Here is a 17,989-nt window from a genome sequence, read left to right as displayed (position 1 = left end):
AGCCCAACCCGTCACCGGGCGAGGTGAGTTGTCACTCCACGACCAGCTCGACCGGGATGTTGCCCCGGGTGGCCTTGGAGTACGGGCAGAAGGCGTGCGCCTTCTCCACCAGCTCGCGGCCCGCCGGGCCCTGGAGCGACTCGGGCAGTTCGACGCGGAGCGTGACCGCCAGCCCGAAACCGCCGTCGGTGTCCTTGCCGATGCCCACCTCGGCGGTGACCGAGGCGTCGCTGGTGTCGATCTTCGCCTCGCGGCCGACCGCCCCCAGGGCGCTGGCGAAGCAGGCCGCGTATCCGGCGGCGAACAGTTGCTCGGGGTTGGTGCCGTTGCCGTTGCCGCCCAGCGCGGGCGGGAAGGCCAGCGGGAGGTCGAGCCTGCCGTCGGAGCTGACGGCGCGGCCCTCACGGCCGTTGGCGGTGGCGGCGGCGGTGTACAGCGCGTCCATGGGAAAGCCGTCCTTACGGTCGATACATTGCGTACAACTAAGTTGTACACAACTAAAGCGCATGGGCCGGCCCCCGTCAAGTCCGAGTGGCCGACACCCGCCCGGTGCCGGAAGATGGTGCACGGTTCCCCGCGTGACGAAGCCGCAGCCGTAAGGAGGCGGGCACCCATGAGTGGACCAACACCCAAACCGCGGCTGGTCGGCGAACTCTCCGCGGAGTTCGCCGGAACGATGGTGCTGATCCTCTTCGGTTGCGGCGTGGTGGCGCAGGTGGTGGCGGGCGGCGCCCTGACCAGCCCCAAGGGCGGTCTCGGCAACCACGACAGCATCTCCTGGGCGTGGGGCCTGGGTGTGACGTTCGGCGTCTACATGGCGGCACGCATCAGCGGCGCCCATCTCAACCCGGCGGTCACCCTCGCGCTGGCGGCGTTCAAGGGCTTCCCCTGGTCCAAGGTGCTGCCGTACACGGTCGCCCAGACGGCCGGGGCCTTCGTGGCGGCGCTCCTGGTGCGCTGGAACTACACCGAGGTGCTGGCGAGGGCCGACCCCAAACACACCACCGCGACCCAGATCGTCTTCTCCACCCTGCCCGGAAACGGCTCACTCATCGCGGGCGTCCACGAGTGGGGCGCGTTCCGCGACCAGGTCATCGGCACCGCCCTGCTGGTGATGCTGATCCTCGCGGTCACCGACCTGCTCAACACGCCCCCCGGCGCGAACCTGGCACCGTTCGTCATCGGCCTGATCGTGGTGGCGATCGGCATGGCGTTCGGCGGCGACGCGGGCTACGCCATCAACCCGGCGCGTGACTTCGGACCCCGTCTCGCCAGCTTCCTCACCGGCTACCGGGGCGCCTGGCGCGACCAGTGGGGGAACTTCTACTTCTGGGTGCCGATCGTCGCGCCGCTGGTCGGCGGACTGGTCGGCGCGGCCTTCTACAAGGCCTCCATCAGCCGCTACCTGCCGGTCCCCCAGCCCCAGGAGCCGGGCGAGATCCCAACGCCTCCGGGCCGCTGACCATCCACCGCACGAGAGGCGGCGAGCCATGGCGGACTTCGTCGGCGCGATCGACCAGGGGACCACCAGCAGCCGTTTCATGATCTTCGACCACGACGGCAACGAGGTGGCCAAGCACCAGTTGGAGCACACCCAGATCCTGCCGCGCCCTGGCTGGGTCGAGCACGACCCGGTGGAGATCTGGGAGCGCACCAACGTCGCCATCCAGACCGCCACCCGCACCGCCGGTATCTCCCCCACCGACCTGGCCGCCATCGGCATCACCAACCAGCGCGAGACCACCGTGGTGTGGGACCCGCGCACCGGCCAGCCGTACTGCAACGCCATCGTCTGGCAGGACACCCGCACCGACACCATCGCCTCGGCGCTGGAGCGGGACGGCCGCGGCGACCTGATCCGCCGCCGGGCCGGACTACCGCCCGCCACCTACTTCTCCGGCGGCAAGGTGCAGTGGATCCTGGAGAACGTACCGGGGGTGCGCGAGGCCGCCGAGCAAGGCCACGCGCTGTTCGGCACCACCGACTGCTGGGTGCTGTGGAACCTCACCGGCGGACCCAACGGCGGCATCCACGCGACCGACGTCACCAACGCCAGCCGCACCATGCTGATGGACCTGGAAACCCTTGACTGGGACGAGGAGTTGCTCAGCCTGTTCGGCATACCTCGCGCCATGCTGCCGAAGATCAACCCCTCGTCCGATCCCGAGGCGTACGGCCAGGCGCGCACCACCAGGCCGCTGCGCACCGCGGTGCCGATCACCGGGGTGCTGGGCGACCAACAGGCCGCCACCGTGGGGCAGGTGTGCTTCGCGCCCGGCGAGGCGAAGAACACCTATGGCACCGGGAACTTCCTGCTGCTCAACACCGGTACCGAGCCGGTGCGTTCGGAGCACGGCCTGATCACCACCGTCTGCTACCGGTTCGGCGACTCCCCGGCGGTCTACGCGCTGGAAGGCTCGATCGCGGTGACCGGATCGGCGGTGCAGTGGTTGCGCGACCAGATGCGCGTCATCCGGGACGCCGCCGAGAGCGAGACGCTCGCCCGTACCGTCGAGGACAGCGGCGGCATCTACTTCGTACCCGCGTTCTCCGGGCTGTTCGCACCGTACTGGCGTTCCGACGCACGCGGCGCGATCGTCGGACTGGCCCGCTACCACACCAACGGGCATCTGGCCCGGGCCACCCTGGAAGCCATCTGCTACCAGAGCCGCGATGTGGTCGAGGCGATGTTCCAGGACTCCGGGGTCCACCTGGACGTGCTCAAGGTGGACGGCGGCGTCACCGCCAACGACCTGTGCATGCAGACCCAGGCCGACATCCTCGGCGTACCGGTCAGCCGCCCGGTGGTCGCCGAGACCACCGCGCTCGGCGCCGCCTACGCCGCCGGCCTGGCCACCGGCTTCTGGCGTGACACCGACGAACTGCGCGCACACTGGCACGAGTCCAAGCGCTGGCGCCCGCAGTGGAGCGAGCAGCGACGCACCAAGGGGTACGAAGGCTGGCAGAAGGCCGTACAGCGCACCCTCGACTGGGTCCAGGTCTCCTGAGCGCACACCGGTGGCGTGGCCCCGGTGCCGCCCCGAGAGGCAGCAGCATACAGAAAACTCAAGCGCCAACTGGCAGTTGCCGCAAAGAGAATGATTATGCGTCAGGCACAGGCGGAGCATGACTATGCTGCTCTGCGGCTCAGCGTGTTGCAGCAGTTACGCCAAGTCAGCCCTGTGTGCTGGGTTGCCGCTGATGCCGTATCCGCTTGTTCGTTTTCCAAGTCTGCTGACGGTTTGAGGATGCTGATGGTTCCTGCTGGATCGTCATCCGGAGTCCCCCGGCCTGCCTCGGTTGTACCGTGGTTACTGCCTGCCGCCGGGACCGCTTTGTGCGCGACCGTCGCCGCCGCGGTCGCATCCGCGTCGGCGCGCGGGCTCGTCGCCTGGTGCGGTGTCGTAGCGACGGTGGCGGTCGCCCTGGTCGCCGCGGAGGCGGCGCGCCGGGGCCGCATGGTCGCGGTGCTACGGGACCGGCTCGCCGAGCAGGAAGCGACCCTCAACGCCCGGCTCGCCCAACAGCGGGCCGACACACTGTGGTTGGCGGACGTACTGCTCCCCGAGGCGGTGGGCCGCATCCAGCGGGGCGAGTTCCCGGAGGACGTGATCAGGGCGGTCGCCGCCAACCAGCAGGGACGCGGCGACCCGGAGTCCAACGCCGTCAACCTGAAGGTGGTGCGTACCGTCCTTGAGGCGGTCTCCGCCGAGGAGGACATGCGTGACTCCGCGCAGCGCGCCTTCGTCAACATCGCCCGACGCGTGCAGGCCATCGTCCACCAACAGGCCCGCGGCCTGAGGGAGATGGAGGACCGGCACGGCAACGACCCGGAAGTCTTCGGCGACCTGCTGCGACTGGACCACGGCACAGCGCTGATCGGCCGCCTCGCCGACAGCATCGCGGTACTCGGCGGTGCCCGGCCGGGCAGGCAGTGGAGCAAGGCGGTACCGCTGTTCAGCTGTCTGCGCGGTGCGATGTCGCGGATCCTGGACTACCAGCGGGTGGAACTCCACTCGGTCTCGGAGATCGCCATCGTCGGCCCCACGGTCGAACCGCTGATCCACGCGCTGTCCGAACTGCTGGACAACGCGACCCGCTACTCGCCGCCGGAGACCAAGGTGCATCTGACCGCGGTCGAGGTGCAGGCGGGCATCGCGGTGGAGATCGAGGACGGCGGGGTGAGCCTCAGCGAGGAGGCCCGGGCCCGCGCCGAACGGATGCTCGCGCAGGCACAGGCCGGCATCGACCTCAACGACCTTGGCGAGACACCCCGACTCGGTCTGGCGGTGGTGGGACGGCTGTCCCAGGCCTACGGCTTCCAGGTCTCGCTGCGCCCCTCGGCGTACGGCGGGGTACGGGCGGTACTGATCGTCCCCCAGGAACACCTGACCACGGCCGCCGCGCACGGCAGGGCACACGGCATCGGCGCGGTCTCCGTCACCCGGCAGGACGCCTCGGCGCCCAAGATCTCGATCCCGCGGCCGATCACCGGCCTCAGCCCACGCCGCGCCATGCCCCCCAGCACCATGGACGACGACGTGCCGGTGGTGACCGAGCGCACCGCCAACGGGCTGCCGCAGCGCCGCCGCCGCGCCCCCGTCCCGCCGCCCCGAACGCGTTCCGTGTCGGCCCCCGCCGCCACGAACTCCGCCGCCGACACCTCGGACCAGGGCAAGGAGCCCCCCGGCATGTGGTTGGCCGCCTTCCAGAGCGCGGTGTCAGGCGATCCGCCAGCCAGCGCTCCAGTCCACGACAACAGTGACGAGTCATTGGATAAGGGTGAGTAGCCATGATGCAGTTGCGCGCCAACATGGACTGGATGCTCAAGGACCTGGCATCGAGCGTTCCGTGCACCCGTCAGGTCGTGGTGCTCTCCTCGGACGGCCTGCGGATGGCGCAGTACGGCTCGGACACCGACGCCGCGGACCGGCTCGCCGCCGCCTGCGCCGGGCTGCAGAGCCTGGCGGCTGCGGTGGCCGCCGAGTTCCCGCACAGCAACGGCATGATGCGGCTGGTCGTGATCGAGATCAACGGTGGCTTCTTCTACCTGATGGCGGCGGGCGCCGGAGCGTATCTGGCGGTACTCGCCGACGAGGGGGTGGACGCGGGCCTGATGGGGCAGCGCATGCGGGACCTGGTGGCCCGTATCGGTGAGCACCTGAGCAGCCCGCCGCGCAACGACGGGCAGACCACATGAGCGGATCGGACCAGCAGAAGGACGAGCAGGAGTGGAATGAAGGTGACCCGGAACGCCTGTACGTGATCACCAAGGGGCGCAGCGGTTCAACCGAGAAGGCCGCGATCGACCTGGTCACGCTGATCGTGTCGCGGTCAGGACCGACATCGGGGATGCAGCCGGAGCACGCGGCGATCGTGCGGCTGTGCCAGTCCCCGCTGTCGGTGGCCGAGATCTCGGCGTACTTACATTTGCCGGTCAGCGTGGTGAGCGTGCTCGTCGCGGACCTGCTGGCCGATGAACGTGTGGAGGCGCGTGCCATGGTGCCGCCCGCCCAACTTCCCGATGCTGCGCTCATTGAGGCGGTGATGCATGGACTTCAAAAGCTCTGAACTGATGGACGCCGAAACCGTCGTCGGGCCGCGGGCCGAGGACACGTTGCCGTCGTCGGCCACCGCCGCCGTGAAGATCGTGATCGTTGGCGGGTTCGGGGTCGGCAAGACGACCCTGGTCGGCTCGGTGAGCGAGATCCGCCCACTGACCACCGAGGAGACGATGACCCAGGCCGGTGTCGGGGTGGACGACATCGCCGGGGTGGAACGCAAGACGGCGACCACCGTCGCCATGGACTTCGGCCGGATCAGCATCAACGACGAGCTGGTGCTGTACCTGTTCGGCACGCCCGGCCAACAGCGCTTCTGGTTCCTCTGGAACGGCCTGTTCCGGGGCGCGTTGGGGGCTGTGGTGCTGGTGGACACCCGGCGCCTCGAAGTCAGTTTCGACGTGATCGGACGGCTGGAGGAGCGCGAAGTCCCCTTCGTCGTCGCCATAAACACCTTCCCCGAAGCGCCCACCTACCCCACCGAGGAACTACGCACCGCACTCGACCTGCCCGCACACGTCCCCATCGTCGGCTGCGACGCCCGCAAGCGGGCCTCCAGCCGTGACGTCCTGCTGACCCTGATGCGCTACCTGCACTCCCTCGCCGCCACACCGGAGCACTCGTGACCACTACCCCACCCCCCACCTGCCCCGCCCACGCCCCCGGCCCCATCGGCCCCGGCGGCGTCCGCCGCCTCTACGGCCCGGAGGCGGAAGCCGACCCCGTCGGCCTGTACAACAAGCTGCGCGCCGAACACGGGGCGCTGGCACCGGTGTTGGTCCACGGCGACCTGCCGGCCTGGCTGGTCCTGGGCTACGCGGAGAACCTGGAGGTGATGCGGACACCATCGCGCTTCTCTCGCGACTCTCGCCGCTGGCGGGAACTGCAGCAGGGGCGAGTGCCGATGGATTCGCCGCTGCTTCCGGTGGTCGCCTGGCAGCCGCTGTGCGTCTTCGCCGACGGCGAGGAACACGAACGACTACGTGCTGCGGTGACCGAGAGCATGGGCCGCTTCGACCGACGCGGGATCCGGCGCTACGTCGTTCGGTTCGCCAATCAGCTCGTCGATGGCTTCGCCGCCGACGGCAAAGCCGAGTTGGTGGAACAGTTCGCCGAGCACCTGCCCATGCTGACCCTGACGCAGCTTCTCGGTATGCCCGACGAGTACGGCCCCCGCCTCGTCGAAGCGGCCCGTGACATGGTCAAGGCGACCGAAACAGCCATCGCGAGCAACGACTACGTGATGAAGACGCTGCGCCAGCTGGTGGCGTCCAAACGCGCCCTACCGGGCAACGACTTCGCGTCGTGGTTGCTCGAACACAGGGCCAACCTCGGCGACGACGAGGCAGCGGAACACCTACGGCTCGTCCTGATCACCGCATACGAAACCACCGCCAATCTCATCGCGAACACCTTGCTGATGGTGCTGACCGACCCTCGGTTCCGCGCCTCCCTCGCAGGTGGGCACATGACCCTTCCGGATGCGGTCGAGCAGGTGCTCTGGGACACACCGCCGTTCAGCCGGGTCTACGGTCGCTGGGCCACTGGAGACACGGAGTTCGCCGATCAAAAGATCAGGTCAGGCGACCTGATGATCCTGGGGCTGGCCGCGGGCAACATCGACCCGGCGATCCGCCCCGACCTCTCCGTCCCCGTCCACGGCAACCGGTCGCACCTGTCTTTCAGCAGTGGACCTCACGAGTGCCCCGGCCAGGACATCGGCCGCGCCATCGCCGACACCGGCATCGATGCCCTCCTGGCGCGACTGCCTGACGTCGAGCTGGCAGTGCCGGAAGACCAACTGCATTGGGAGTCATCCCTGTTGTCCCGACGCCTGGTGGCCGTGCCGGTGGAGTTCACCCCCCAAGAGCCTCAACCCGAGCCCTTCGGGAGTTCCTTGCTGATGCCAGCCCTGCCCGAGAGGCCAAGGTTCGCGACGCCCGCACCGCCCAACGAGGAGACGAGGCTGACTCCGCCGCCCGTTGCCCATCGCATCGTTACCCGGTGCCGTTCACTGCTCCGCTGGTTGCGCAGGCGATGAGGCATGTCGATGCGGGAGAGCAGCCTCACCTGCCGTGCCCCCGCATCATCTGTCCACGGAAACCCAACCTGCCGGGCGGCCTCTTGACCGCCCGGGGTCACCGTGTCAGATTCGCCAGTTCACGGTAATGCGTAGGGTCGTGCCGTCGTCCAGGCGGTGCACCGGAGAGTAACGCGGCGAGAGTTGATGGCCCGTCACCAGCCCGGCCATCAGGTGGCGAACCGCGTCCAACCACCAGGCCATTTCCGGACTGCGGCTACGTAGGTGGCGATCGACCGTGTGGAACTGATCCAGGTATCCGGCGTGCAGGCGGGCCGCTTCCTCACTCGCCTCGACCCAACCGACGCCCTTGTGGTGGGCGATGGAGGAGATCAGGTTGGGCCAGTTGGCCTTCGCGTCCATGGTGATGCCATGCAGATCATTGTCAGCAAGGTGCACGCTTCCCACGAGTTCGTGGACACGCTCGTGATCGACGTCAAAAGCGCCGATGGGAAGTTCGCGCCCCAGGGCGAATTCGATCAGCTCAACCCATGGCCCCATACCAGCGGCCCGGTTGCGGATTCCGGAATAGATGCCGACTTCTGGATACCGGCCCCAGCTGGCGACCATCTGCGCTTCGGAGCGAACCGCGTCCTGCCAGGCACCGTATCGTTCCCCGAAGCGTCGGCACCAGTTGGGGCTGGCCATCTTCGCGAGGTCCTGTCCGATCTCCCACCAGGCCCGAATCTCCCGGTCCGGTGACGTGGGAGGCTCTGGTAGCACTCCGGTGAGAGCACATCGGATGAGATCCGCCCGCTCCTTACCGATGCCCCCTTCGCTTTCCAGCCGGTCATCGTGCCGGGTCCACAGCGCGAGGAACCTCGCGATCACGTCGAGCGCGCCGGGCCGGGCATCGGGGTAGCAGTGGACCGCGAAGATCCTGGACTGCAGGTCCCTCACAAACGTGTGATCCTCCGCTGTCTCAAGGCAGCCAAGGCGTTTGAGCCATGGAACCTCCGGGGCGCCCTGGAGGGTGGTACTGGGCGGTCGTGACCAGTCCGCGGGATAGGATAGAACAACCTCTCGAGTGGTGGAGCCCTTGACGGAGGACATAGCAACAGGCATCGAGCGTCCTTCCTTGGATTCTCAACTCACAGCGGCCTAATGGACAGTGCACCGCACATCTCGGCCGCAAGCCCCAACCATCACGGGGCACAGGCACCACGCGCCACAAGCTGCGCCCGGCCATAGGAAAATCGTCATCACGAGCACCAGACCCTTGGCATCTCGTGCAATACGCTCTGCGAGTACGTCGCCCTATTGATGGGCACCTCACCCGGCGCCCCTCAGCGCCGCGTCCCAATCCACCGATTCACGAAGGTCGTTCCGCCCAGCAGAACGACATCCAGTGCCGTGACCTGGTCCGATGGGTCGCCATTGACCGGTACCGGCCAGAGGCGTAAGCCGACAGATATTGGCCCAGAATTGGCCTCGACTCGCGGAAGAGTACTCTCAAGTAAGGGAACTGGAAGATCCGGAGCGGCGGCAGCTCTTTCCTCCGTGGCGCAACTTGAGCCTCTCCGACCATGAACAAGCCGCCTCCCCCGTAAGGCAGGTGGACTACACACTGCGGTCAGACCACACGAGCGCGGACACATATTCGGTTCTCCTGGCAACGGTACGCTTCTCGCCACGTGCCATTAAACGCCCGAAGCCGCCTACAGGGAACAGTGCATACCGCTTCTGGTGCGGGAAGCGCCTGCTGCCCCAATTGAACTCGTAGGGGCGACCTGATCCCTTATGCGCGAGAGTCAGCTGGGTATCCACGAGGCTGAGCTAACGGACAAACCACAGGAAAAAATTCAGAACTGGCACATGTACGGCGTAGTACTACTCACCCGAGCAAACCCCAACCGGCCCAGGATCGGTCGGCTCTCGTCAGACGCGTCGACCTGTAGGTAGCGGTAGCCGCGTTCGGCGGCCAGGGCGGCGCGGTAGGCGATGAGGGCGCGGTAGATACCCTTGCCGCGCCAACTCGGGAGGGTGCCGCCGCCCCATAGGCTGGCGAAGTCGGTGCCCGCGTGGAGCTCCAGGCGGGCCGCGCAGACCGGCTGGTCGTCTGCCATGGCGAGGACCGCCATTACCGTGTCGGGGTTCGCGGTCAGTTGGGCCAGTAGGCGGTGGCGGAGGCGGGAGCCGTCCGTGCCGAAGACCCGTTCGTGGACGTCGGCCACCAGGTCCACGTCGGCCGCGTCGGTCACCGGGCGCAGATGGATGCCCGCTGGGAGGCTGACCTCCGTGGGGAGTTCGCCGATCTCGGCGATCATCACGGCCTCCTCGGGGCGCGGGGAGAACCCCGCCGCGCACAGTCGCTGTCCGAGGTCGGCCGGGCGGTCATGGGAGTAGTGCTTCCACTCGAACTCCCCGCATCTCAACTCCCGGAAATGCGCCACCTGTTCGGCGATCACCGCATCCGCGGAATCCGCGTCCAGGTCCGACCAGAGGATGCCGTTCCAGTCCTGTGCCGTACCAACCTGGCGCACCACGTCGCCCGCCCGCTCGACCCGGGCACCGGGTCCGTCCGCCCGCGCGCCCAGCCGCATCTGCTGGTCATACGTCACCAGTACCTTCTCAATGTCCATGCGGTCACTCCAGCACCGAACAGTCACACGCGGCAACGCCATTTGCGATCAGCCCCGGCCGCCCTCGGTCATGGACTGGGTTCCGATGACATTGAGGAGCCTGAGTCGCTCGGCATCCGCGCTGCCGGGCGCGGCGGTGTAGGCGATGATGCGCAGATCGCTGCCGGTAGCCGTGAGCACGTCGCAGTCGAGGGTGAACGTCCCGACATCGGGGTGATGGACGATCTTGGTGTCCGTGTCGTGGACGCCGACGGTTCCCGTGTCCCACAGTCGTGCGAAGTCGACGCTGACCTCCCGAAGGTCCTTGACCAGGGAGCGCAGCCCGGCATCGGCGGGGTAGCGGGCCGTCGCCGCCCTGAGATCGCCGACCACGGCGTTCTCGAACCGGATCTGCTGCTCGGCGGTGTGGCTGACCCGGCTCGGCAGACCGGTGAAGTGACGCCAGACGATGTTGCGTTCGCGTCCGCTCCACGCGGACACGTCCCCGTGCAGGGCGGCCCACATCGGGTTCCACAGGATCAGACTCCACGCGGCGTCGCACACGCTGAGCGGCGCGCCGTCCAACTGGTCGAGCAGTCTTCGGACGCCTGCCGGGATGTGCGCCGACAGCTGCCCGGGGCCCGGCGCCGTCTCGCCCGCGAGCCGATACAGGTGTTCGCGCTCCACGTCCGACAGCCGTAGGGCGCGGGCCAGCGCGGACAGGACCTGGGCCGACGGGGAGGTGGCGCGGCCCTGTTCCAGTCGGACGATGTAGTCCACCGACAGGCCCGCGAGCTGCGCCAGTTCCTCACGCCGCAGTCCGGCGGCCCGCCGTACTCCGCCGACGGGCAGTCCCACCACGGCGGGGGATGTTCGGTCGCGCCAGCCGCGTAGCGCCCTGGCCAGTTCCCTGGACTCGCTCATGCCTCCAGTATCCGGCCGCCGCGGCAGGACAGCCTGGTACTGGCAGTCCACAGGATGCGGCGGGTACTGCCTGTTCCTCGGTGCTGCGACGAGGGTGGTGGCATCACAACCTCACCGATCACCGGAAGTGAACACATGACCACCACACTGATCACCGGAGCGAACAAGGGCCTTGGTTTCGAGACGGCCCGGTGCCTGATCGAGGCCGGGCACACCGTCTACGTCGGGGCGCGCGACGCCCACCGCGGCCAGGAGGCCGCCACACGGCTCGGCGCCCGTTTCGTACAGCTCGACGTTACCGACGTGGAGTCCGTCAAGGCCGCCGCCGAATTCGTCCGCGCGGACGCCGGACGCCTCGACGTCCTGGTCAACAACGCCGGCATCGTGGGCGTGCGCAAGCCGGTCGGCGAGGTCACCGGAGCCGACATGCTCACCACCTACGACACGAACGTCTTCGGCGTGGTGCGGGTCACGCACGCCTTCCTGCCGCTGCTGCGGGCAAGTGACACCGCGGTCGTGGTCAACGTCAGCAGTGGTCTGGGCTCGCTGGCGGCGACCGCCGATCCCAGCCGGGTCGAGTTCCAGGTGATGGCACTGGACTACAACTCGTCCAAGACCGCGCTGGTCATGATCACTTCGCAGTACGCCAGGGCGTATCCCGCGATCCGGTTCAACGCCGTCGACCCCGGCTACACCGCCACCGACCTCAATGGCCACCGGGGCACCAACACCGTCGAAGAGGGCGCGGAGATCATCGTGCGGATGGCCTCCCTCGGCGCTGACGGCCCGACCGGGGGCTTCTTCGACCGCAACGGCCCGGTCGTCTGGTGATCCCGGTGAAGGCGAGCCCGGATCCCACCTCCTAGTCCCGCACCGTGAGCACCGCCGCAGACTCAGCCCCGTTCGCCGCGTTGATCGGGGCGAGTCCGCTCGGCAGTGACTGCCGCAGCATCACTCCGGCGAACCGCCCGCCGAACACCAGTGGCCCCAGCACCACTTCACGCTCCGGCGGGGTCGCCCCCGGCAGCTCGACGACCGCCGGGCGCAGCCGCTCCTGCACCACGTAGCGCTCGCGCTGGTCGGCCAGCCGCTCCCGGATGAGGGCCCGCCACTCCTGGTCGGTCATCGCGCGGCCGAACGCCACGCCCTTCCCGCCGTAGGCCGAGGCCGGTTTGCAGATCAGCCGCTCGCGGTCGGCGAGCGCACGGTCGGCGGTCTCGGCGCGTAGCCGGAACGTCGAGGGCACGTGTGTGCGCACCCACTCGCGTTCCTCCGAACGCAGTTGGGAGGCGAACTCGGGGGCGGTGAGCAGTTCCAGGTTCGCCTTGTTGTCGAAGAGTGCGGCGGCGGGGGAGCCGACGAAGTCCAGCTTCCCGGCCGTGTCGAGATCCATCAGGGCACGGGTGTGTTCGTGCGGCACGAAGGCCCTGGACTCGTGCCAGGTGTACATCGTCACCACGACGTCCACGCGTCGTCCCTCGAAGTACGCGCCGTCGTCAGTGGTTTGGAGGTCGGTGACCAGGCCGCAGCTGATCTCGTAGCCCGCGGAGCGGATCATCCGTACGAAGAAGCGGCGGCCGGAGTCGATGTCCGCCGGGTTGGCGATCGCCTCGAAGACATGCAGCGGCCGGTCGCCGCGCCGCCGTACGAGTGCGGCGAACGTCTCCAGCCATGTCTTCGCGGTGTCGGGACCGAGCAGGCCCAGTCCGCGCCGTTCCAGGAACCGGTGGTAGGCCGAGGCCCGGGCGGCGTCGGTGTACGGGGGAAGTGTGCTCAGGCCGCCGAGCGAGGTGGCGACGTTCAACTCGACCAGTTTCAGGCCGCCTTCGGTCACCAGCAGGTCGGGCCGCATGAACGAGGTGGCGATGCGGCGCAGCCGTGGGTTGCGCAGCGCCGCGCACATCAGGTCGGCGTCCTCCTGCGGCACCCCGAGGTACTCGGCCCATGCCGCCAGGTCGTCGCCGAAGATCCGCCGCGGCAGGCTGGCGAGCAGCTCGCAGAGGCGTAGCCCGGCCGTGGCGGTATCGTCGGACGCGGCGGTGGTGAAGCAGGGCGGCGGGTACATGTGCCGGTAGTTGGATCGGTGGATGCTGTGCTGGAAGCGCGCCCGATCGGGCTCGGCCTCTTCGGTGGCCGCGAAGTCGGTCCAGGCCGCCACTGCCCGTGGCTCAAGCCAGTCCCATGCGGTCATGACAGCTTGCCCGCGGAACGCAGCGCGTCCAGCACGGTGTTGACCGCCTCGGAGGACTGGTCGACACCGGTCGCACGGTAGGCGTAGCTGAGTCCGCCCGGGTTCACCAGGTTGAACTCCATGACGTACGGATACGCCAGGTCGATCCCGGAGTAGAAGATGCCGAGTCCCATCATGCGCTTGCCGAGTTGGCGCACGAAGTCATCCTCTTCCGGGGTCAGGGTGAGGGGCTCGAACCTGGCGCCGAGCGTGACGTTGGCCCGGTCGTCGTGCTCGGGGTGGATCCGCCGGAAGCCGCTCACCGGGGTGTCACCGGCGATGATGACCCGCTTCTCGTTGCTGCGTACGTTGGGTATGTACTCCTGTACGGCGGTGTACCGCTTGGCCATGCCGATGATGTCGCGTCCGTACCTGCCGTAGCGTGGTGCGGCGTTGCCGGTGGCGGACTGCAGGAGTGCGGAGCGGTTGCGTTCGTGCTTGCTGAGGAAGTAGACGTCCGCGCCGATGCCGTCGTTGGTGGGCTTGACCACCCAGGTGCGTGCGGGGTCGGACTCCACCAGGCTGGTGAGGAAGTCGAAGTCGTTGGAGACGTAGGAGGCGGGGAGGTTCTCGTTGGGCACCGCGGCGCCGAGGGTGGTCTTGGAGTTCATGTAGAACAGCGCGGACGCGTCGTTGACGAACGGCACCCGCCGGTTGAGCAGCCACAGCAGTTGGAAGTGGTCGGTGAGCGCGTCGGGATGGGTACCGGCGAGCACCCACACCAGGTCGAACTCCTCCGCGGACGCGTAGGACTCGCTCAGTGCCGGGAAGTCGCTGCCGACGAGATACTCCTCGGTGAGCCGCACCCGGTCGCACACCACGACGGAGTCGTGTACGCAGAGGGTGTCGATGTCGCCGATGTACACGTCGTGGCCTTCGCGGAACAGCGCGCTGGGGATGATGGAGTGGTTGTCGAGCCGGAACGTGGCCGCCTCGGACACCAGGACCAGGATCTTGTACGACACGGGAAGCGCCTTTCAGGTTGAACGAGCGGTCTTTCAGCGGGCTTTGACGGCGTGCCCGGCCGCGGTGAGCGCGCGCACGGCGCGGGCCAGGTTGTGCTCCAGCCCGTCGCGGGTGTCGCCGGTGGCGACGACGAAGCCGTGCCGGTCGCCGGACTTGCGGATCTCCGGCGGGTACTCCCCCGCCGGTACGCAGACGCTGACCTCGGCGACGCCGGGCAGCGCGGCGACCGGTGCGGTGTCGATGACGGGCATCGGAGCGGCCCGGTCGAAGGTGACGTAGCGGATGCCCGCCACCCGGATACGGGTGGCCTCGGTGGGCGCCGGTAGTCCGAGGACGTCGGCCATCGCCTGCTCGAAGGCGTCCTCGCCCAGGGCGAGTTCGAGCATGTCGCTGATCCGGTCGCCGCCAGGGCGGCCGTGTGACTCGATGAGCCGGGGCCCGGCCGCGGTGAGCATGACCTCGGTGTGCGAGGGCCCGTAGCGGTAGCCCGCGGCGTCCAGGGTCGCGGTGACGAGGTCGCCGATGGCGGCCTGGTCGGCGGGGTCCAGGCGGACGGGCAGGGTGTGCCCGGTCTCCACGAAGTGCGGGGCGCCTGTGGTCATCTTCTCGGTGATGGCGAGGATGCGGTGACCGGCGGGTGAGCTGATGGCCTCGACGCTGTACTCGGTCCCGGTCAGGAACTCTTCCACCAGATGGGAGGTTTGGAAGTCGAGGGTGCTCAGATAGTGCTCGGCCTCGCTGGGGCCGGTGAGGTACCGCACCCCGGAACTGCCTGTTCCGTCCACTGGCTTGACCACGCAGGGGAAGCCGATCCGGTCGGTGGCGGGCAGGATCTCATCCTTGGTGAGGCACGTCAGATGGGCCACCGGCACTCCCGCCCGGTCGCCGACCAAGGACCGCAGCCGTGCCTTGTCCTTGAAGGCTTCGAGGACCTGCGGCGGGTTGCCGGGCCAGCCCAGTTCGCGGTTGACCACCGCCGACACCGCGCAGCCGAGTTCGCCGAAGCCGAAGCAGCTCACCGGTGCCGGAAGCTCCAACGCACGGAGTTCGTCGATGAGTTCGCCGGGGTCGATGTGCCAGGGGGTACGGAGCACCGGCCCCGACGCGCCAACCGGTTCCGGTCCGCCCGGCACAGTGGCGATCACTGTGGAGACGCCCAGTCGGTGCGCCGCGCGGATCACCAGGTCTCGTGGGTTGAGCAGTACGGCGGTGCACCGTGCCGGGTCACTGTGCGGGTTCTGGTGAGGTGGTGGGCCTTGGGGTGTTGGCGGGGTGGGTGTTCGCGACATGGTGGGCACGATCTTTCGGTAGGAGGAGGCAGGCTGCCGCGGCGCCGACGGACAGCCCGATGATCGCCAGCCAGACCCCGCTGCCGCCGCGCAGCGTCTGCAGGAGGAAGCCGCCCATGCTGGCGCCCAGCAGGCTGCCGAAGGCACCGGCCGCGGCCATGGTGCCGAGCGCACGCCCGGTACCGCGCGTCGAACTCGCCTTGATCGCCTGTTCGTCGAGACTGGGTCCTACCAGCATCTCGGCGGCCGTGACCGGCAGTACGAAGGCCAGCAGCGAGAACCAGCCGGCCCGCGGAATGAGCACCGCGTAGGCGCAGCCGAACGCGAGGAACCCGATGGCCAGCAGCGTACGGGTGGCGGTGCGGCGGAAAACGTGCCGCAGCAGTGTGTACTGGCACAGCACCACCAGCGCGCCGTTGATGGTGAACACCACGGAGATCGCGGCGGTGCTGCCGGTCATGGCGTGCGCGGTGATCGGCATGACCACGTTGAGCTGGCTGTAGATCGCCCAGTAGGCGACGCCGACCAGGGACAGCGGTATCCACTGCCAGCGCGCCCAACCCGGCGCGTCCGGTGCGGCATCCCGCGCCGCCGCAGGGCGCGGCCGAGGCCGCGCCGTGAGCGGCCGGAACGCCAGGCGCAGGCCGAGCACCAGGTGCGAGAGCACACAGGCGCCGAGGATGAACGGGAAACCGAACGGGTACACGGCGGCGCCGAGCGCCGGTCCGAGGACCACGCCGATGTTCACGAACGTGGCGCGCAGCGCCAGCATGGTGCGTGGTTCGACGCTGTCCTCGGACACCAGCAGCGTCTTGATCGACAGGCCCAGCATCGACCCGCCGACGCCGAGGGTGACGATGCCCGCCACGATCGGCGTCAGCCGGGTACCGCCGCCGAGGGCGAGCAGCAGATATCCGGCGATCCGCAGCGCGAACCCGGCCATCATCACCCGTCGCGCGCCACACCGGTCCACCAGCATCCCGCACAGCAGCGAGAAGCCCTGGTTGGAGAAGGCGAGCAGGCCCACCAGGAATCCCGTGCGGCTGGCCGAGATGCCCTGCGCGGTGAGCTGGATGGCCAGCAGCGGCAGGAACATGAACGTCGTCAGGCCGGTGAACAGCACGGCGATCAGCAGTGTGCGTCCGGTCGGCGACGTCTGGCGCCACGCCTTCACGGCCTTCGCCCTTCACGTTGCGGCGCCTCGCGCAGGTTCGCCAGCAGCCAGTCCTCCACTTCGAACAGCCGCTGTTCCACCTGAAGGGTGTCGGCGCCCTCCACGATCGCGAAGCACAGGTGGGAGGTGCTGTTCTGCGCTGTGGCGCCCGGCGGGAGTTTGTCGTTCACCTGGTAGTGCCGCACCCATGCGAACGGCGGTTGCGGCGGCGCCCCGACCGGGCGGCCCGGCGGCACGATGGCGACCGACCCGTGCAGCGTGTTCGGCGGTGTGCTGGGCGCCGGGTCGACAGGCAGCCCGCAGGACAGCCGCAGCCAGGTGGTGAGCAGGTCGAGTCCGTAGGTGGCGCGGGTGAGAGCGGGGATACGGGAGCCGCCGACCCGTGAGGCGATCTCGCACAGCAGCAGTTCGTCGTCCAGCGTGTGGAACACCTCAAGGTGATAGGCACCGGTCGCCGGGGTGTCGAAGACGTCCAGCACGCTGTCCAGGAACTCCTCCAGCCGCTTGGCGAGCTTGTCCTGCGGGTGCAGTTGCAGCGAGCCGTTGTTCTGCCCGGACAACACGCCGAGGCAGTTGCGCAGATAGCGGGAGGAGGCGACGAACCGGTAGCCGTCGGCCAGGAGCGCGTCGACGTGGTAGATGTCGCCCTCGACGTACTCCTCGGCCATGAGGTCGTCGCGCCAGTGCCGACGGCTGAAGGCCACCAGTTCGTCCTCGTCGCGCAGCACCACGATGTCGCGTGAGCCACCCTGCTTCACGGGCTTGACGACGACGGGGTACCCGTTCTCCTCGATGAAGTCGGTGAGATCGGTGATCGTCGCCAGCCGGGCGAAGCGCGGGGTGGCGACGGCGCGTTGGGCGACCTGCTTCATGACCACTTTGTCGCGGAACGACAACGCGCTCACCGGTGACTGGCCCGGGATGTCGAGGTCCGCACGGATGCGGGCGGCCCGTTCCAGGTCGTACTCGTTGTCGGTGATCAGGTGGCTGAACCGCTCCTCCTTCGCCAACTGACGGATGCGCAGCTCGGCGTAGGGTACGAACTCGCAGTCCGGCACGTACTCGTACCGCGCGAACCGTCCCGTGTCGGCCAGCTCGTGATGGCTGAAGACATGGAGCCGGTCGGCCAGTTCGGGGAGCATGGCGGCGTAGTCGTTCAGCGGACCGTAGTTGATGACCGCGACGTTGGCCATTTGGCGTACTT

General features: G+C 68.5%; 17 protein-coding genes. 8 read left to right on the top strand and 9 right to left on the bottom strand.

All coding sequences use genetic code 11. The features are described 5' to 3' along the window. Positions 1 to 31: 31 nt before the first annotated feature. Entirely contained in the window at positions 32 to 445 is a 414-nt protein-coding gene (locus P3G67_RS01575; protein WP_269856761.1) for an organic hydroperoxide resistance protein, read from the bottom strand. A gap of 168 nt (positions 446 to 613) precedes the next feature. On the opposite strand from P3G67_RS01575, the gene P3G67_RS01570 reads away from it, so the two are divergent. From P3G67_RS01570 to P3G67_RS01540, 7 genes are all read left to right on the top strand, one after another. Further along, the gene (locus tag P3G67_RS01570; RefSeq protein ID WP_276091807.1) at positions 614 to 1,462 is read left to right on the top strand and encodes an MIP/aquaporin family protein; all 849 of its coding nucleotides are present in this window, start codon (positions 614 to 616) and stop codon (positions 1,460 to 1,462) included. Positions 1,463 to 1,490: 28 nt separating this feature from the next. Next, a complete protein-coding gene (glpK, locus tag P3G67_RS01565) occupies positions 1,491 to 3,008 on the top strand; it encodes a glycerol kinase GlpK (protein ID WP_276091806.1) in 1,518 nt (505 codons plus the stop codon). 246 nt (positions 3,009 to 3,254) lie between these two features. Next, complete coding sequence (locus P3G67_RS01560) at positions 3,255 to 4,790, top strand: ATP-binding protein (protein ID WP_276091805.1); 1,536 nt, start codon at positions 3,255 to 3,257, stop codon at positions 4,788 to 4,790. Positions 4,791 to 4,792: 2 nt separating this feature from the next. Then, positions 4,793 to 5,200, top strand: a complete 408-nt coding sequence (locus P3G67_RS01555; RefSeq protein WP_269856765.1) for a roadblock/LC7 domain-containing protein — start codon at positions 4,793 to 4,795, stop codon at positions 5,198 to 5,200. After that, positions 5,197 to 5,571: a DUF742 domain-containing protein gene (locus P3G67_RS01550; protein WP_269856766.1), complete on the top strand. Its 375-nt coding sequence runs from the start codon at positions 5,197 to 5,199 to the stop codon at positions 5,569 to 5,571. The genes P3G67_RS01555 and P3G67_RS01550 overlap by 4 nt, the downstream gene beginning before the upstream one ends. Then, complete coding sequence (locus tag P3G67_RS01545) at positions 5,552 to 6,187, top strand: GTP-binding protein (RefSeq protein WP_276091804.1); 636 nt, start codon at positions 5,552 to 5,554, stop codon at positions 6,185 to 6,187. Before P3G67_RS01550 ends, P3G67_RS01545 begins: the two co-directional genes overlap by 20 nt. Beyond that, positions 6,184 to 7,602, top strand: coding sequence for a cytochrome P450 (locus P3G67_RS01540; RefSeq protein WP_391858156.1), 1,419 nt, complete (start codon positions 6,184 to 6,186; stop codon positions 7,600 to 7,602). Before P3G67_RS01545 ends, P3G67_RS01540 begins: the two co-directional genes overlap by 4 nt. A gap of 105 nt (positions 7,603 to 7,707) precedes the next feature. On the opposite strand, the gene P3G67_RS01535 is transcribed toward P3G67_RS01540, so the two are convergent. The 3 genes from P3G67_RS01535 to P3G67_RS01525 form a co-directional block, all read right to left on the bottom strand. Beyond that, positions 7,708 to 8,541: a terpene synthase family protein gene (locus P3G67_RS01535; protein WP_276091803.1), complete on the bottom strand. Its 834-nt coding sequence runs from the start codon at positions 8,539 to 8,541 to the stop codon at positions 7,708 to 7,710. 902 nt (positions 8,542 to 9,443) lie between these two features. After that, a complete protein-coding gene (locus P3G67_RS01530) occupies positions 9,444 to 10,223 on the bottom strand; it encodes a GNAT family N-acetyltransferase (RefSeq protein WP_276091802.1) in 780 nt (259 codons plus the stop codon). Between the two features lie 48 nt (positions 10,224 to 10,271). Continuing rightward, on the bottom strand, positions 10,272 to 11,126 hold the full coding sequence (locus P3G67_RS01525; protein ID WP_276091801.1) for a helix-turn-helix transcriptional regulator: 855 nt from the start codon (positions 11,124 to 11,126) through the stop codon (positions 10,272 to 10,274). A 135-nt stretch (positions 11,127 to 11,261) separates the two neighbouring features. Here P3G67_RS01525 and P3G67_RS01520 point away from each other — a divergent pair, with 135 nt between their 5' ends. Beyond that, positions 11,262 to 11,957 (top strand): SDR family oxidoreductase, encoded by a 696-nt coding sequence (locus tag P3G67_RS01520; protein WP_276091800.1) that lies wholly within the window; start codon positions 11,262 to 11,264, stop codon positions 11,955 to 11,957. 31 nt (positions 11,958 to 11,988) lie between these two features. Here the strand turns inward: P3G67_RS01520 and P3G67_RS01515 are convergent, their stop codons facing one another. Genes P3G67_RS01515 through P3G67_RS01495 form a run of 5 tightly spaced genes read right to left on the bottom strand, consistent with a single transcriptional unit; the run spans position 11,989 to position 17,978 of the window. Further along, the gene (locus P3G67_RS01515; RefSeq protein WP_276091799.1) at positions 11,989 to 13,317 is read right to left on the bottom strand and encodes a hypothetical protein; all 1,329 of its coding nucleotides are present in this window, start codon (positions 13,315 to 13,317) and stop codon (positions 11,989 to 11,991) included. Beyond that, positions 13,314 to 14,321, bottom strand: a complete 1,008-nt coding sequence (locus P3G67_RS01510) for an ATP-grasp domain-containing protein (protein WP_269856773.1) — start codon at positions 14,319 to 14,321, stop codon at positions 13,314 to 13,316. The genes P3G67_RS01515 and P3G67_RS01510 overlap by 4 nt, the downstream gene beginning before the upstream one ends. Positions 14,322 to 14,354: 33 nt before the next feature. Further along, positions 14,355 to 15,611, bottom strand: coding sequence for an ATP-grasp domain-containing protein (locus tag P3G67_RS01505; RefSeq protein WP_276091798.1), 1,257 nt, complete (start codon positions 15,609 to 15,611; stop codon positions 14,355 to 14,357). After that, on the bottom strand, positions 15,547 to 16,785 hold the full coding sequence (locus tag P3G67_RS01500) for an MFS transporter (RefSeq protein ID WP_276091797.1): 1,239 nt from the start codon (positions 16,783 to 16,785) through the stop codon (positions 15,547 to 15,549). The genes P3G67_RS01505 and P3G67_RS01500 overlap by 65 nt, the downstream gene beginning before the upstream one ends. Then, the gene (locus P3G67_RS01495; protein WP_276091796.1) at positions 16,782 to 17,978 is read right to left on the bottom strand and encodes an ATP-grasp domain-containing protein; all 1,197 of its coding nucleotides are present in this window, start codon (positions 17,976 to 17,978) and stop codon (positions 16,782 to 16,784) included. Before P3G67_RS01495 ends, P3G67_RS01500 begins: the two co-directional genes overlap by 4 nt. Between the last annotated feature and the right edge of the window lie 11 nt (positions 17,979 to 17,989).

It is taken from the genome of Streptomyces silvisoli, from assembly GCF_029269905.1.
Taxonomy (GTDB): Bacteria; Actinomycetota; Actinomycetes; order Streptomycetales; family Streptomycetaceae; genus Streptantibioticus_A; species Streptantibioticus_A silvisoli_A.
Note: the sequence above shows the minus strand (reverse complement) of the source record. Positions and strands in the feature narration are given on the sequence as shown.